The 13,693-nt window shown below is 67.1% G+C and carries 13 protein-coding genes and 2 tRNA genes; 11 read left to right on the top strand and 4 right to left on the bottom strand.

Going from position 1 to position 13,693, the window contains the following annotated elements:
- Positions 1 to 40: 40 nt before the first annotated feature.
- On the top strand, positions 41 to 253 hold the full coding sequence (locus tag TFU_RS10880) for an antitoxin (protein ID WP_011292621.1): 213 nt from the start codon (positions 41 to 43) through the stop codon (positions 251 to 253).
- Positions 254 to 301: 48 nt separating this feature from the next.
- Here TFU_RS10880 and TFU_RS10875 read toward each other — a convergent pair whose 3' ends face one another.
- The 3 genes from TFU_RS10875 to TFU_RS10865 all read right to left on the bottom strand — a co-directional run bounded on the left by TFU_RS10875 (position 302) and on the right by TFU_RS10865 (position 3,264).
- Complete coding sequence (locus tag TFU_RS10875) at positions 302 to 2,185, bottom strand: ABC transporter ATP-binding protein (protein ID WP_011292620.1); 1,884 nt, start codon at positions 2,183 to 2,185, stop codon at positions 302 to 304.
- Between the two features lie 92 nt (positions 2,186 to 2,277).
- The gene (locus TFU_RS10870) at positions 2,278 to 2,781 is read right to left on the bottom strand and encodes an adenylyltransferase/cytidyltransferase family protein (RefSeq protein ID WP_011292619.1); all 504 of its coding nucleotides are present in this window, start codon (positions 2,779 to 2,781) and stop codon (positions 2,278 to 2,280) included.
- Between the two features lie 412 nt (positions 2,782 to 3,193).
- A tRNA-Gly gene (locus TFU_RS10865) sits at positions 3,194 to 3,264 on the bottom strand.
- A 107-nt stretch (positions 3,265 to 3,371) separates the two neighbouring features.
- On the opposite strand from TFU_RS10865, the gene TFU_RS10860 reads away from it, so the two are divergent.
- From TFU_RS10860 to clpX, 5 genes are all read left to right on the top strand, one after another.
- Positions 3,372 to 3,446 (top strand) — tRNA-Pro (locus TFU_RS10860).
- Positions 3,447 to 3,676: 230 nt separating this feature from the next.
- Positions 3,677 to 5,068 carry a trigger factor gene (gene tig, locus TFU_RS10855; protein ID WP_011292618.1) on the top strand — a complete coding sequence of 464 codons (1,392 nt, stop codon included), beginning with the start codon at positions 3,677 to 3,679 and terminating at the stop codon, positions 5,066 to 5,068.
- 229 nt (positions 5,069 to 5,297) lie between these two features.
- Positions 5,298 to 5,885, top strand: a complete 588-nt coding sequence (locus TFU_RS10850) for a ClpP family protease (protein WP_016189012.1) — start codon at positions 5,298 to 5,300, stop codon at positions 5,883 to 5,885.
- A gap of 53 nt (positions 5,886 to 5,938) precedes the next feature.
- Positions 5,939 to 6,607, top strand: a complete 669-nt coding sequence (locus TFU_RS10845; protein ID WP_011292616.1) for an ATP-dependent Clp protease proteolytic subunit — start codon at positions 5,939 to 5,941, stop codon at positions 6,605 to 6,607.
- Positions 6,608 to 7,154: 547 nt separating this feature from the next.
- Complete coding sequence (gene clpX / locus TFU_RS10840; RefSeq protein WP_016189011.1) at positions 7,155 to 8,429, top strand: ATP-dependent Clp protease ATP-binding subunit ClpX; 1,275 nt, start codon at positions 7,155 to 7,157, stop codon at positions 8,427 to 8,429.
- Positions 8,430 to 8,464: 35 nt separating this feature from the next.
- Here the strand turns inward: clpX and TFU_RS10835 are convergent, their stop codons facing one another.
- Positions 8,465 to 9,052, bottom strand: coding sequence for a PepSY domain-containing protein (locus TFU_RS10835; protein ID WP_011292614.1), 588 nt, complete (start codon positions 9,050 to 9,052; stop codon positions 8,465 to 8,467).
- Between the two features lie 174 nt (positions 9,053 to 9,226).
- Here TFU_RS10835 and TFU_RS10830 point away from each other — a divergent pair, with 174 nt between their 5' ends.
- The 5 genes from TFU_RS10830 to rodA all read left to right on the top strand — a co-directional run bounded on the left by TFU_RS10830 (position 9,227) and on the right by rodA (position 13,483).
- Positions 9,227 to 10,585 (top strand): bifunctional folylpolyglutamate synthase/dihydrofolate synthase, encoded by a 1,359-nt coding sequence (locus TFU_RS10830; RefSeq protein ID WP_038043976.1) that lies wholly within the window; start codon positions 9,227 to 9,229, stop codon positions 10,583 to 10,585.
- Positions 10,586 to 10,590: 5 nt separating this feature from the next.
- Positions 10,591 to 10,929, top strand: a complete 339-nt coding sequence (locus tag TFU_RS10825; RefSeq protein WP_011292612.1) for a DUF4233 domain-containing protein — start codon at positions 10,591 to 10,593, stop codon at positions 10,927 to 10,929.
- A gap of 155 nt (positions 10,930 to 11,084) precedes the next feature.
- Positions 11,085 to 11,492, top strand: coding sequence for a nucleoside-diphosphate kinase (ndk, locus tag TFU_RS10820; protein WP_011292611.1), 408 nt, complete (start codon positions 11,085 to 11,087; stop codon positions 11,490 to 11,492).
- Positions 11,493 to 11,897: 405 nt separating this feature from the next.
- Positions 11,898 to 12,263: a hypothetical protein gene (locus TFU_RS10815; protein WP_011292610.1), complete on the top strand. Its 366-nt coding sequence runs from the start codon at positions 11,898 to 11,900 to the stop codon at positions 12,261 to 12,263.
- A 14-nt stretch (positions 12,264 to 12,277) separates the two neighbouring features.
- Positions 12,278 to 13,483 (top strand): rod shape-determining protein RodA, encoded by a 1,206-nt coding sequence (gene rodA, locus TFU_RS10810; protein WP_016189009.1) that lies wholly within the window; start codon positions 12,278 to 12,280, stop codon positions 13,481 to 13,483.
- Positions 13,484 to 13,693: the final 210 nt, after the last annotated feature.

The following is a 13,693-nucleotide window of genomic DNA, read 5'->3' as shown; positions in this document are numbered from 1 at the left end:
ACGACAGTGTCAGGCGCCCTGGCTGAGGGGAGGCCATGCCATGGGGATCAAAGACACTTTCGAGAAGGCCAAACAGCTTGCCGAAGAGCACGGCGACAAGACAGACCAGGGGGTCGACAAGGCCGCGGAAGCCGCGAAGAAGCGCACCGGGGGCAAGTACGACGAGCACATCGACACCGCACGGGAGCGCGCCAGCGACTCGCTCCGCCAACGGCAGGAAGCCGACCAGGACGACCGGAAGCGGGAGCGCTGAGCACGCGGCAGCGCACGGCTCCGGCCGCCGGCAGCGGGAGGGCGGGCGTCAGTTCGCGGTGCTGCGCCGCTCCCGCTCCTGCGGGGCGAACTGGGTCCGGTACAGGGCTGTGTACAAGCCGCCACGGGCCAGCAGCTCCTCGTGGGTCCCGCGTTCCAGGATGCGGCCGTCTTCGAGCACGAGGATCAGGTCGGCTTCACGGACCGTGGCCAGACGGTGGGCGATGACCAGCGAGGTCCGCCCGTGCAGCGCGGTCGCCAGGGCCTGCTGGACCGCGGCTTCGGACTCGGAGTCCAGGTGGGCTGTCGCCTCGTCCAGCACCACCACGGACGGGGATTTCAACAGGAGCCGGGCGATGGCCAGCCGCTGCTTCTCTCCGCCGGAAAGACGGTAGCCGCGGTCTCCGACCACGGTGTCCAACCCTTCGGGCAGGGTTTCCAGCAGCGCGTCGAGGTGTGCGGCGCGCATCGCCGCGATGAGCTCCTCGTCGGTGGCGTCCGGACGGGCGTAGCGCAAGTTCGCCCGGATGGTGTCGTGGAACAACTGCGTGTCCTGGGTGACCACGCCGACCGCATCCCGCAGCGACTGGGTGCGCACCTGGCGCAGGTCCACTCCGCCGATCCGGACCGTGCCCTCGGTGGGGTCGTACAGCCGGGACACCAGGTGGGTGAGCGTCGTCTTGCCTGCCCCGGACGGACCTACCAGGGCCACCATCTGCCCGGGCTGGACAGTGAACGTGATGTCGCTGAGCACTTGGGTGCTGACAGAGTGCTCCGGCTGTGGCACGAGTTCCAGTGACTCCAGGGTGGCTTCGGCGCCCGGGTAGCGGAAGGAGACGTTGGAGAACTCTACGGACAGGCCGCCCGCGGGGAGGTCGACCGGGTTCTCGGGTTCGGCCACGGACGGTTTCATGTCCAGCACTTCGAAGACACGCTCGAAGCTGACCAGGGCGGTCATCACATCCACTTGGACGTTGGAGAGCGCGGTCACCGGGCCGTACAGCCGGGTCAGCAGGGTCGCCAGCGCCACGAGCGTGCCCACTTCGAAAGTGTCGTGCACCACCAGCAGGCCGCCCGCCCCATAGACCATGGCGGTGGCGAGCGCGGTGATCAGCCCCAGTACGGAGAAGAGCATCCCGCTGTAGACGCTTCTGGTGACGCCGATGTCCCGCACGCGTCCCGCGCGGGCTGCGAACTCCGCGCTCTCCTCGTCGGGGCGGCCGTACAGTTTGACGAGCATGGCGCCCCCCACGTTGAAGCGCTCGCTCATCATCGAGCTCATCTCCGCGTTCACGTCCATGCTCGTGCGGTGGACTTGGGCGAGGCGGCGGCCCAGGTAGCGTGCGGGGAGCAGGAACAGCGGGATCACGAGGAGCGCGGCCGTGGTGATCGGCCAGGAGAGGGCGAGCATGGCGCTGAGCACCGCCACTACGCTCACCGAGTTGGCGACCAGCGACTGCAGGACCGAAGTGACGGCCCGCTGCGCCCCCACCACGTCGGTGTTGAGCCGGCTGATCAGCGACCCGGTCTGCGTGCGGGTGAAGAACGCCAGCGGCATGCGCTGCACGTGGGTGAACGCTTGGGTGCGCAGCCGGTAGATGACCCCTTCGCCGATGCTCGCGGACAGCCACCGGCTCACCAGGCTGAGCCCGGTCTCCAGCAGCGCCAGCACGGCCACGACCAGGGAAAGCCCGACCACGAGAGACGGATTGTTGGCGCCGATCCCGCGGTCGATGATCGTTTTGAGCAGCAGGGGGTTGGCGATGATGATGCCGGAGCCGACCGAGGTAGCCAGCACGAACAGCAGGATGCGCCGCCAGTGCGGACGGGCGTAGCTGAGGACGCGCCGCACGGTGCCCGGCTGGAGCGCTGCCTTGGCAGCCGAACCGTCGTTGACCAGCGTCCAGACTGTGCGGTGACCGCTTATCACCATCGTTGCGCCACCCTTCGTGTGGGGTCACGGAAGCGTCCGTCGCGGCGGGCACCGGGCGGCAGCCTCCGGAAAACGGCGACGCCGCCCGCGCACTACAGGGACCGGGCGAGCTGTCCGAGGGTTGCGGTGGTGGACCGGCCCAGTGTCAGCGGCAGCTCCCAAGCGAGTGCGCCTAACGCGGCCGCACCGCGTTTCTTGTTCTCGGCGTAGGGGTCTCCTTCGGTGTAGGCCAGGGCAGCCGGGCGCAGCGGGGCGAGGAGTTCGGCGTAGTGCCGCCAGCTCACCACGCTGGGGGGACCGGAGATGATGAACACCCCGTCGACACAGGACAGTTCGGCGAGGATTTCGGCCCGCTCCTCTGCGGGGTTGATCGGGCGCCCCGGTCCTTTCCAGGCCCGGACCCGTTCGTCGGATTCCACCCCTACGAGGAGGGGGAAGCCCCGGGCACGTACGCTTTTGAGGTAGCGGACGTGCCCCACGTGCAGGATGTCGAAAGCCCCGGTGACGACCGCGGGGCGTTCCGCGCTGGTCGGCCGGGAGACCCAGTCCAGCGTCAGCGAGGGCGCGGCCTCCCGCGTCGGATCGGTTCCCGTCATCTCTCACCTATCGAAGTGCCCGGGCGCACCCGCGTGCGGCCGGGGTTACCCGAGGACTGTCGTATCGGGTAGTGGCGTGCGGTTCTGACCTTTGACGATACTCCGGCCCCGGAGTACAGGCGCAGCCTGCTCGCTGCGCGCCGCAGCAAGTCGCCCAGTGCGGCAGGGGAAAGGGGAAGTGCGGGCCGCTTCCCAGGGGAGGGGCGGGCGGCGGAAGACAGCCGACAATCACGGAGAAAAGTGAGATCAATCACAGCAGTGCTGTGCGGGTTCGGCCGCTGGAGTCGTGCGGACCGTCCGCCTGGAGGGTGCCCGGGAACGGAGGGGCGTCCAGGCCTGCACGGCGGTGTCAGGACGAGAAAAATCTGAAGGCCAGGCTGCGTGCATCACGCTCGCCTGGCCTTCACAGCAGAGCGGGTGACGGGAATCGAACCCGCACGGCCAGCTTGGAAGGCTGGAGTTCTACCATTGAACTACACCCGCATGGCACGGCAGCCACTGAGTTTCCTCTAGACTCGTGGAGCCGGCAGACACAAGATTACCGCCTTCGCGGCGTGGGTTGTACATTGGCCGCGAACTTGTGCAGTCCACGGGGAGTGGCGCAGCTTGGTTAGCGCGCATGCTTTGGGAGCATGAGGCCGCGGGTTCGAATCCCGCCTCCCCGACGAACGGCCGACGGCCCGCGCGGCTTCCTGCCCGACAGGGCCGTCGCTCCCTCTCGCCTGTCCTAGACTGGGCGAGATCGCAGACCGTAGAAGCATGCTGGACATCACAGCAATCTCTTGACACCCGTCGGTCGTATCGGTCGAAGCCCATCGATCACTGCCGTGGCGCGGTGCGGCGGAGAAACAGGCCGCCAGCGGGTGTCATCGCCGGAAACTAGGAGTACCGCCCCGTGAAGACCGCTGTCGAGGAGCTGAGCCCCACCCGGGTCAAGCTGACTATCGAGGTTCCGTTTGAGGAACTCGACCATGCCTTCGACGTGACCTACAAGTCGCTCGCCAAGCAGGTCCGGATCAAGGGGTTCCGGCCAGGAAAGGCTCCGGCGAAGCTCATCGACCGCTACGTCGGCCGCGGAGCGGTGCTCACCCAGGCGGTCAACCACGCGGTCCCCGAGCTCTACAGCGAGGCCGTGAGCAAGGAGGAAGTCCCCGTCCTCGGACCGCCTGAGGTGGAGATCACCCGCTTGGAGGACGGCAAGGAGCTGGCCTTCACCGCCGAAGTCGACGTCCGCCCCAAGTTCGAGGTCACCGACTACGAGGGCATCGAGGTCACCGTCGACGACGCCGAGGTCACCGAGGAGCAGGTCAACGAGCGCCTCGAGGCGCTGCGGCAGCGCTTCGCCACCCTCATCGGCGTCGACCGGCCTGCCGAGCAGGGCGACCACGTCTCGATCGACCTGTCCGCCTCGGTCGACGGCAAGAAGCTGGAGGACGCGCAGGCCAGCGGGGTCTCCTACGAGATCGGCGCCGGCACCCTGCTGCAGGGCCTCGACGAGGCGATCATCGGCCTGAGCGCGGGAGAGTCCGCCACCTTCACCACCACCCTGGTGGGCGGGGAGCACAAGGGCCGCGAAGCCGACGTCACGGTCACCGTGCACAGTGTCAAGCTCAAGGAGCTCCCCGAGCTCGACGACGAGTTCGCCCGCCTGGCCAGCGAGTTCGACACCATCGAAGAGCTGCGTGCCAGCGAAGCCGAGCGGCTCGGCGAACTGCTCCGCGCTCAACAGCTCCGCCAGGCCCGCGACCGCGTCCTTGAAAAGCTCGTCGACTCCATCGACATCCCGCTGCCGGAAAGCGTGATCAAGCAGGAGGCCGACCGCCGCCGTGAACTCCTGGACCGGCAGCTCTCCCAGAGCGGTCTGAGCAAGGAGGCCTACCTCGAGGCCCAGGAGAAGACCGAGGAGGAGTTCGAAGCCGAGCTCACCGAGAACGCCACCCGCGCCGTCAAGACCGGCTTCGTTCTCGACCAGCTCGCCTCCCAGGAGAACCTGACCGCGAGCAACGAAGAGCTGACCCAGTACGTCGTCGAGCAGGCCCAGAGCATGGGCATCTCGCCCGACCAGCTCTTCCAGAGCCTCATGCAGGCCAACCAGCTCCAGCTGGTCTACGTCGAGGTGCTGCGGGCCAAGGCACTCGACCTGGTGGTGTCCAAGGCCAAGATCACCGACGAGTCCGGCAACACCATCGAGCCTCCGACCCCGGTCCACACGGAGACCATCACGGTCGCCTCCGGGGATGAGGAGACCGAGGAGTCCGCGGCAGAGCAGGGCGAAACCGAAAAATAGGTCGCTGCTTGCCGATGTCACCGGGCCCCGCGTCGCGACGGCGCGGGGCCCGCGTCGTTTCGCCAGGCGCGAAACTCCCTGGTCGCCACGGAAGAGACCTGCGCTGACAGCGAACAGAATGGGGAACTGGCACGACCAGGTCGAGGAACGGCGTTAGTGTCGCAAGCGTCGCAACCGTTTCGAATTCGCGGAGCAGGTGACGAGAGTGCCGCCGACACATAATGAGTTCATGCGAACCGACGTTCCCATGCAGCCGATGTACGAGCAGACAGCGCAGCGACTGCTGCGGCAGCGGATCGTCTTCCTCGGCCAGCAGGTCGACGACGAGATCGCGAACCGCATTGTCGGGGAGCTGCTGCTGCTGTCGGCCGAAGACCGGGAGCGGGACATCACGTTGTACATCAACTCGCCCGGGGGCTCGGTCACGGCGGGTATGGCGATCTACGACGTCATGCAGTACATCCCCAACGACGTCCGCACGGTCGGCATCGGCCTGGCCGCGTCCATGGGGCAGATGCTGCTGTGCGCGGGGACCCGGGGTAAGCGCTACGCGCTCCCGCACACCCGGATCATGATGCACCAGCCGTCGGGCGGCATCGGAGGCACCGCCTCCGACATCCGCATCTTGGCCGACCAGTTGCTCTACGTGAAGAAGATGTTCCTGGAGCGTATCTCGCTGCACACCGGGCAGCCGGTGGAGCAGATCGAGAAGGACGCCGACCGAGATCGGTGGTTCACCGCCCAGGAAGCTCTGGAATACGGCTTCATCGACGAGGTGCTGACGAACACCCCCGACGTCACGGGTGGTCGGTCCTGAACGACCCCCGCTCCAACAGCCCTTTGGACCGGCGCAGTGTGGAAGGCCAAGAAATGAGCGAGTTCAACTTTGACCCGTACCGCCGCTACGGGGGTGGGATGGCCCCGATGGCTCCGCAGAGCCGCTACGTCCTGCCCTCCTATATCGAGCGCACGGCGTACGGCGTCAAGGAGATGAACCCCTACAACAAGCTCTTCGAAGAGCGCATCATCTTCGTGGGGGTGCAGATCGACGACACGTCGGCCAACGACATCATCGCCCAGATGATGACGTTGGAGCACATCGACAGCGACCGTGACATCACCCTGTACATCAACTCGCCCGGCGGTTCCTTCACCTCGCTGATGGCGATCTACGACACGATGCAGTTCGTGCGCCCAGACATCCAGACCGTCTGCGTCGGCCAGGCAGCTTCCGCGGCCGCCGTCCTGCTTGCCGGCGGCACCAAGGGCAAGCGCACCGCGCTGCCGAACTCGCGGATTCTGATCCACCAGCCCGCAACTGAGGGGACGCACGGCCAGGCCAGCGACGTCGAGATCATGGCCAACGAGATCATGCGGATCCGCCACCAGTTGGAGACGATCCTCGCGAAGCACACTGGCCGCAGCGTCGAGGAGATCTCCCGCGACATCGAGCGGGACAAGATTCTCACGGCCGAGGAGGCCAAGGAGTACGGCATCGTCGATGACGTGCTGCCTTACCGTAAGGCGTCGTTGAAGTAGGATCGACCGCACGAGGGCGGCCTGAAGGGCCGGACGCAACCGGCTGAGGGCTCTCGGCGGTGCCGGCCCTTCACCGCTTGGGCGCAGGGGGACGACTGCGGACCGCCGCGGCGGCCCGTGGTGCACGCGAGCCATGGAGGGGACGCTCGTGGCACGTCCCAGCGCCAGCCGTACCAGGCCGTGCGGACCGTGGTGGGGCCTGCGACGGCAGCAGACGACTTCCGGTAAGAAAACACAGGAATCCGTGGCGCGTCGATCGCCTGACGCCACAGGATTCTCGACGGGCAGACCGGCGCAGCCGGTCAGACTGGACGCGGCGAGCGGTGAAGTCGGTCCGTCTCTTCGCTTAGGCTCAACAGGAACGACCTACAGACCGTCCCGTTAATGGCGGCGTCTGGAAGGCATATCCTGGGAATTGGTGGTCGTTCGGTGAGCCGGGATCGCCCCGCCTTCCCGCGGATCGCCTCGGGAATCCGGAGTGTCTGGATCCCAGGAGAGCGGGAAGGAGGCGTGTGACGGGACGGCCGACGTTTTAAGGAGTGGCTGGGTGGCACGCATCGGCGACGGTGGAGACCTGCTGAAGTGCTCGTTCTGCGGCAAGAGCCAAAAGCAGGTGAAGAGGCTCATCGCGGGTCCCGGTGTGTATATCTGCGATGAATGCATCGACCTCTGCAACGAGATCATCGAGGAAGAATTCGCGGATGCGACCGAGCTGAAATGGGATAATCTTCCCAAGCCTCGGGAGATTTACGAATTCCTGGACTCCTACGTCGTAGGTCAGGAGCAAGCAAAGAAGGCGCTATCGGTAGCGGTCTACAACCACTACAAGCGAATACGGTCCGGGGGAGATCGGTCCCGAGACGACGATGTGGAGATCGCCAAATCCAACATCCTGCTCCTCGGGCCCACCGGTTCCGGAAAGACCCTTCTCGCCCAGACCCTGGCCAAGATCCTCAAAGTCCCCTTTGCCATCGCCGACGCCACTGCCCTGACCGAAGCCGGCTACGTAGGCGAAGACGTCGAGAACATCCTGCTCAAACTCATCCAAGCCGCGGACTACGACGTCAAGAAGGCCGAGACCGGCATCATCTACATCGACGAAGTCGACAAGGTCGCCCGCAAGAGCGAAAACCCCTCCATCACCCGCGACGTCTCCGGGGAGGGAGTGCAGCAGGCGCTGCTGAAGATCCTGGAGGGCACCACCGCGAGCGTTCCCCCGCAAGGCGGGCGCAAGCATCCGCATCAGGAGTTCATCCAGATCGACACCACCAACGTGCTCTTCATCTGCGGTGGCGCGTTCTCCGGACTGGAGAAGATCATCGAGGCGCGCACCGGCAGACAGGGCATGGGATTCAACGCGGTCGTGCGCTCCAAGAAGGAGCTGGAGAACTCCGACCCGTTCCGCGACGTCATGCCGGAAGACCTGCTCAAGTTCGGCATGATCCCGGAGTTCGTGGGACGGCTCCCGGTGATCACCAGCGTGCACAACCTCGACCGCAACGCGCTCATCCGGATCCTCACCGAGCCGCGCAACGCCTTGGTCAAGCAGTACCAGCGGCTGTTCGAGCTGGACAACGTCGAACTCCAGTTCACGCAGGACGCGCTGGAAGCCATCGCCGACCAGGCGATCATGCGCGGTACCGGTGCCCGCGGCCTGCGCGCCATCATCGAGGAAGTGCTGCTCTCGGTGATGTACGAAGTGCCGAGCCGAAAAGATGTGGCGCGGGTGATCATCACCCGGGAGGCAGTGCTGGAGCACGTGTACCCGACGATCGTGCCGCGGGCCCTGCCGCCCAAGGAGCGCGAGGAGAAAACCGCCTGACGCTGGAGTCGCGGAAGACCCTGGAGGGCGGCCGGTCAGGAATCGGTCGCCACCACCTCGCCGGTCTCCGTGTCCACAGCGACCGTCCGGCCGTCGTCGACCTCGATCTTCCACACCCGGCGGCCGTTCTCCTTGTCCAGTGAAGCCTCGGTGGCCTCGCTGCCGCCGCTGTCGTCCAATGCGACCCGCACCGCCGTGTCCAGGCTGCGCGCGGACAGCCCGGCAAGGTCCGCGTCCGGACCGTCGGGCATGTCCGCCTCCAGTTCGGAGACGTCACCGCTGCGCGCGTCGACGGCGAGCGCGTGCTCGGCGCCCTCCGCGCTCACTTCCACGGTCCAGCGGTGGCTGTCCTCTTCCAGTTCCACGTCGTAGACCACCCCGTTCGGAAACTCCTCCAGGGCCGCGTCGCGGGCCCGCAGCAGGTCGATGCGACGCTCCGGGTTTGCCGGGGAAGGGGACGCCTCAGGGCTGCCCCGCTGCTCCAGCCTGCCGGTGGGACCCGGGTCCCCGCCGCCTTCATCAGGGGTAGCGTCGCCGTCGCAGCCAGCCGCCGCACCAACCGCGATGAGCAGCGCCCCCACAGCACCCACCCACCTCAGACCAGTGCTCTCCACTCGGCGCATCCGGACTCCCCTCCTCGATGAACACTCGGGGAGACCACTGACCGGCTCGGGGAGGCCGAGCGCTAGTCAAGGACAAAGAACCGCAAAGCCTTGCCCCACGCCAGGAACAGCGCAGCCTGGCCACGGGGGAAAGGACGCGGCCGCCACCGGGGTAGGCTGAAACCGCACATCGCAATGACCAACGCTGGGAACAGGGGACACGTGCATCCGCAGTATCAGGAGGCGCAAAAAGAGATCCTTGCGCGTGCGGGAGAGTCGATCATCCATCCCACGCTGGATCGCATGCGCGCGGCCATGGACCTGCTCGGCAACCCCCAGCACAACTATCGGGTCATCCATGTGACCGGGACCAACGGCAAGACCTCCACCGCGCGGATGATCGACAGCCTGCTTCGGGAGCGGCAGCTGCGGGTCGGGCGCTACACCAGCCCGCATCTGACGAGCATGCGCGAACGGATCGTCATCGACGGTGAACCGCTCTCCGAGCAGGCGTTCGCCGACCTTTATGCCGACGTGCTGCCGTACGTGCGGATGGTGGACGAGCAGCACGACGTGCCCATGTCGTTCTTCGAAGTCCTCACGGTGATGGCGTACGCCGCCTTCGCTGACGCTCCCGTGGACGTCGCCGTTGTCGAAGTGGGCATGGGCGGCACGTGGGACGCCACCAATGTGGTGGACGCCGACGTCGCCGTCGTCACCCCGATCGCCGTCGACCACACGGACTACCTGGCCGACACGCCCGAAGGCATCGCCGAAGAGAAGGCCGGCATCATCAAACCCAACAGTGTCGCCATCCTCGCCCAGCAGACGCTGCCTGTGGCGAAGACCCTGCTGAGCCACGCCTCGGCAGTGGGAGCCGAAGTCGCCCGAGAAGGCCTGGAGTTCGGTGTCGTCCACCGCAACCTGGCTGTCGGCGGCCAGCAGATCGCGGTCAAAGGGCTGCGCGCCGCCTACGACGGGATCTTCCTGCCGCTGTTCGGCGCCCACCAGGCCACTAATGCCGCCGTGGCGGTGGCCGCGGTGGAGGCTTTCGCCGCCCCCAAGGAAGGCGAAGACGGGCTCGATCCGGAGCTGGTGCGGACTGCCCTGTCCGCGGTCTCCTCCCCGGGACGATTGGAGATCGTGCGGACCAGCCCTACCGTGCTCGTCGACGCGGCACACAACCCCGCAGGGATGGCCGCCACCGGCGAAGCGGTCCGCGAGTCGTTCACCTTCGACCGGCTGGTCGGGGTGGTAGCGGTGCTGGCGGACAAGGACGCTGAAGGCATCCTGGAACCGCTCGAGCCGCTGCTCGATGAGATCGTGGTGACCGTGAACTCGTCACCGCGGGCCCTGCCGGTAGACCGGCTTCGGGAGACCGCGGAGGCAGTCTTCGGCCCGGACCGCGTCCACGCGGCGCTGCGGCTCGACGACGCTATCGACCAGGCTGTCGCCCTCGCAGAGCGGGACGCAGAGTTCGGCGGGGGCGGGGTGCTGATCACCGGTTCGGTGGTGACGGCCGGGGACGCCATCCACCTGTTGAAGAAGGAGTAACCGTCGTGCGGACTGTCTGCGCCGTTGTCCTGGCCTTCGAAGCCATCGTGCTGGGACTGGCCGTTCCCGTGGCCATCCAACTCGGCGGCCACGCCCCCGGTTTCGCCGGAGCGGTCTGGGGCGGTCTGGCGCTCGCCGCCCTGGTCCTTGCCGCGCTCCAGCGCTTTACCTGGGGGTTCTACGCCGCATGCGCACTCCAGGTGGCGTTTCTGCTCAGCGGCTTTGTCGTACCGGGACTCATCTCCTTGGGCATTGTCTTCGTCGGGCTGTGGATTGCCGGAGTAGTCCTGGGACGGCGGGTAGAGGCAGCACAGCAGGCCGTCCACGACACGGAAAGCGCGTGAGCAGCACCGCCCTCGGAGTCGTCTCCCGCGCGCACGGGGAGGGGCCGCCGAACCGATAGGGTACCCACCACCGGAGGCAGAGCACCGCACCGGTGCGGTGCTCCTGGACCGGCAGCACCGTACACAGCCAACGACGTCTCAAGGAGAAAAGCACCGTGGAGCGCACCCTTGTCCTGATCAAGCCCGATGGCGTGCGGCGCAACATCATCGGCGAGGTCATCTCCCGTATCGAGCGCAAGGGCCTCAAGATCGTCGCCATGGAGCTGCGCACCCTGGACGAAGAGACCGCGAAAGCGCATTACGAGGAGCACGTCGAAAAGCCGTTCTTCTCGTCGCTGGTGGAGTTCATCACCGGCGGCCCGCTGGTCGCCATGGTGGTGGAGGGCAACCGGGCGATCGAGGCGTTCCGCTCCCTGGCGGGCGCCACCGACCCGGTCCTCGCCGCTCCCGGCACCATCCGCGGCGACTACGGTCTCGACGTCCAGGCCAACATCGTCCACGGTTCGGACTCCACCTACTCGGCCGAGCGCGAGATCAAGCTCTTCTTCCCTGACCTGGCCTGAACCGGGCAGAACTCTCTTACCACCGGCTACGGCACGACGCAGACCTACCGCGGCCAGGCGGAGCATTCCGCCTGGCCGCGGTGCTTTTTCCACCACGGTGCGACAAACCGGCGCGTTTGTGTAACTAACTAGATTCATAGAGTTACTCTGGGAGTGATCGGGGCAGGTAGCGCACGACGACCTGCGCGGTCGTGCCATGCCCGCAGACGGGCAGCGCTCCTGTCCGGTGCGGCGCGGACCCGGGACTACCGGGCCGATCCGCGATGCCCAGGACAGCGATCCTCGGCACGAGCGCAACCGTGGCGGGGAGAGGAACGCCAGTCCGGCCGGGTGCCGCTGGCGATAACGCCTCCACAGACAGTCCAACCGCAACCGCGCGGTGTGGCCACTAGGGGGGAGGAGGCCATGGGGGAGTCGAACAGAAGCGTCAAACGGTGGTCTCGCGGTGTCTGCGAGCACGGACCGGTCCTCGCCGCTCAGGCACTGGTGGTGTGCTTGCTGGCGCTGCTGATCGGCAGGTTGTGGTACCTCCAAGTGCCCATGGGGGAGTACTACCGGGCACTGGCCGGAGCGAACCGCGGCGAAGCCGTCTCCAGCGACCTCGAACAGCGTCTTGACGCCGTAGGCCAGCAGGACTCCGACGGAGCGGTCCTCACCGCTGCAGCCGCGGGCCAGCCAGCGACCGCGTCGTACCCGCATGACGAGACGATCCTTGCCCGCACCTCCTCGGTCTTCGGGGACGGAACGGCCGCCCGTCCGGCCGACGAATGATCCGGAAGGCCCGTATGTCGCTCCGCTTCGCGCAGGCCATGCGCCTGCCCGCACCGCTGCCGCACGTCAGCCAGGTCGCCGCCCGGATGCTGCCCCGCCACCTCGACGGGGTGCTTCTCGGAGCGGCGGTCACGCTCAGCATGGTGGGCGCCTTGCTGGTGTGGTCCGCCACCCTCCCGCCCACCGGACATGCCGGTCCGACGGTCTACGCCTGGCGACACCTGGGGCACCTGCTGCTGGCCCTGCCGCTCTGCCTCGCGCTCGCGTCGCTCACCCGGCGGGCACTCCGCGCCTACACTCCGGTGCTCTTCGTGGCCGTCACCGTGGCGCTGCTGCTCGTCCTCGGGCCCCTGGGGGAGACCGTCAACGGGTCCCGCTCGTGGATCGCACTCGGCGACTTGCGCGTCCAGCCCGCGGAGACCGCCAAGATCGCGCTCATCCTGGCCGTCGCCGCGGTGCTGGGCCGGCCCCGGCCGAGGACCCCACGGCCCCCTGCCTCAGACGTGTTGATCAGCTTGGGGGTCGCAGCGGTACCGATCGGGCTGATCCTGTTGCAACCGGACCTGGGAAGCGCCCTGGTGCTGACCGCGATCTATCTCGCTCTGCTCGCCTGCTCGGGGGCGCCGCTGCGCTGGCCGCTCGCCCTGCTCGGCTGCGGCGCGTTCACCGGTCTCGCGGTATGGCAGCTCGGCCTGCTCAAGGACTACCAGGTAGCGCGGTTCACGGCCTTCCTCGACCCGCACGCGGACCCGCTGGGCGCCGGATACAACGTCAACCAGGCGCTCATCGCGGTCGGCTCGGGCGGCCTGAGCGGCTCCGGGCTCTTCCACGGCGGGCAGACCAGCGGCAAGTTCGTCCCAGAACAGCACACCGACTTCGTCTTCAGTGTCGCAGCCGAGGAACTCGGTTTCGCGGGGGGATGCGCGGTCATCGTCCTGCTCGGAGTCGTCCTCTTGCGTATCCTGCGGGTCGCTTCCCGCTGTGACGAGGTCCACGGCCGCTTGGTCTGCATCGGGGTGGCGGCCTGGTTCTGTGTCCAAGTATTCGTCAACATCGGGATGACGCTGGGCCTCACCCCGGTCACCGGGCTCCCACTGCCGTTCGTCTCCTATGGGGGGAGCGCAGCCGTCGCGAACTTCGCCGCGCTCGGCCTGGTCATGGCGGTCCACGCGCACAACGAAGAGCGCCGTTCCCTGGAACCGGCGGGCACGAGGGGCTGATCCTGGAGCTCTGGCACGCGGCGGCCACCCGCCGCCCAGGGCGGCGAAAAATCTGTCCGAACGCTGTTCACAGTCCGGTAGCGTTGATCATCTGAGCCCGCAACGGGTACCAGGAGGACTCGACGATTCACCAGAGTCGAGGAAAGGCGCTTATGCTGACAAGCACAGGCGCTGTCTTCTGGCCGTCGTCGAACGACCGCGAACGTGAGG

The organism is Thermobifida fusca YX (assembly GCF_000012405.1).
Taxonomy (GTDB): Bacteria; Actinomycetota; Actinomycetes; order Streptosporangiales; family Streptosporangiaceae; genus Thermobifida; species Thermobifida fusca.
The sequence above is the reverse complement of the archived record's forward strand: the minus strand, read 5'-3'. Positions and strand labels throughout refer to the sequence as shown.

Bases quoted from the DNA above. Each gene is read 5' to 3' on its own strand.
- TFU_RS10845 (WP_011292616.1), top strand. From the start codon at position 5,939: ATGAGCGAGTTCAACTTTGACCCGTACCGCCGCTACGGGGGTGGGATG.
- TFU_RS10850 (WP_016189012.1), top strand. From the start codon at position 5,298: ATGCGAACCGACGTTCCCATGCAGCCGATGTACGAGCAGACAGCGCAG.
- TFU_RS10835 (WP_011292614.1), bottom strand. From the start codon at position 9,052: ATGCGCCGAGTGGAGAGCACTGGTCTGAGGTGGGTGGGTGCTGTGGGG.
- TFU_RS10815 (WP_011292610.1), top strand. From the start codon at position 11,898: ATGGGGGAGTCGAACAGAAGCGTCAAACGGTGGTCTCGCGGTGTCTGC.
- TFU_RS10880 (WP_011292621.1), top strand. From the start codon at position 41: ATGGGGATCAAAGACACTTTCGAGAAGGCCAAACAGCTTGCCGAAGAG.
- TFU_RS10870 (WP_011292619.1), bottom strand. From the start codon at position 2,781: ATGACGGGAACCGATCCGACGCGGGAGGCCGCGCCCTCGCTGACGCTG.
- TFU_RS10830 (WP_038043976.1), top strand. From the start codon at position 9,227: ATGACCAACGCTGGGAACAGGGGACACGTGCATCCGCAGTATCAGGAG.
- TFU_RS10875 (WP_011292620.1), bottom strand. From the start codon at position 2,185: ATGGTGATAAGCGGTCACCGCACAGTCTGGACGCTGGTCAACGACGGT.
- rodA (WP_016189009.1), top strand. From the start codon at position 12,278: ATGTCGCTCCGCTTCGCGCAGGCCATGCGCCTGCCCGCACCGCTGCCG.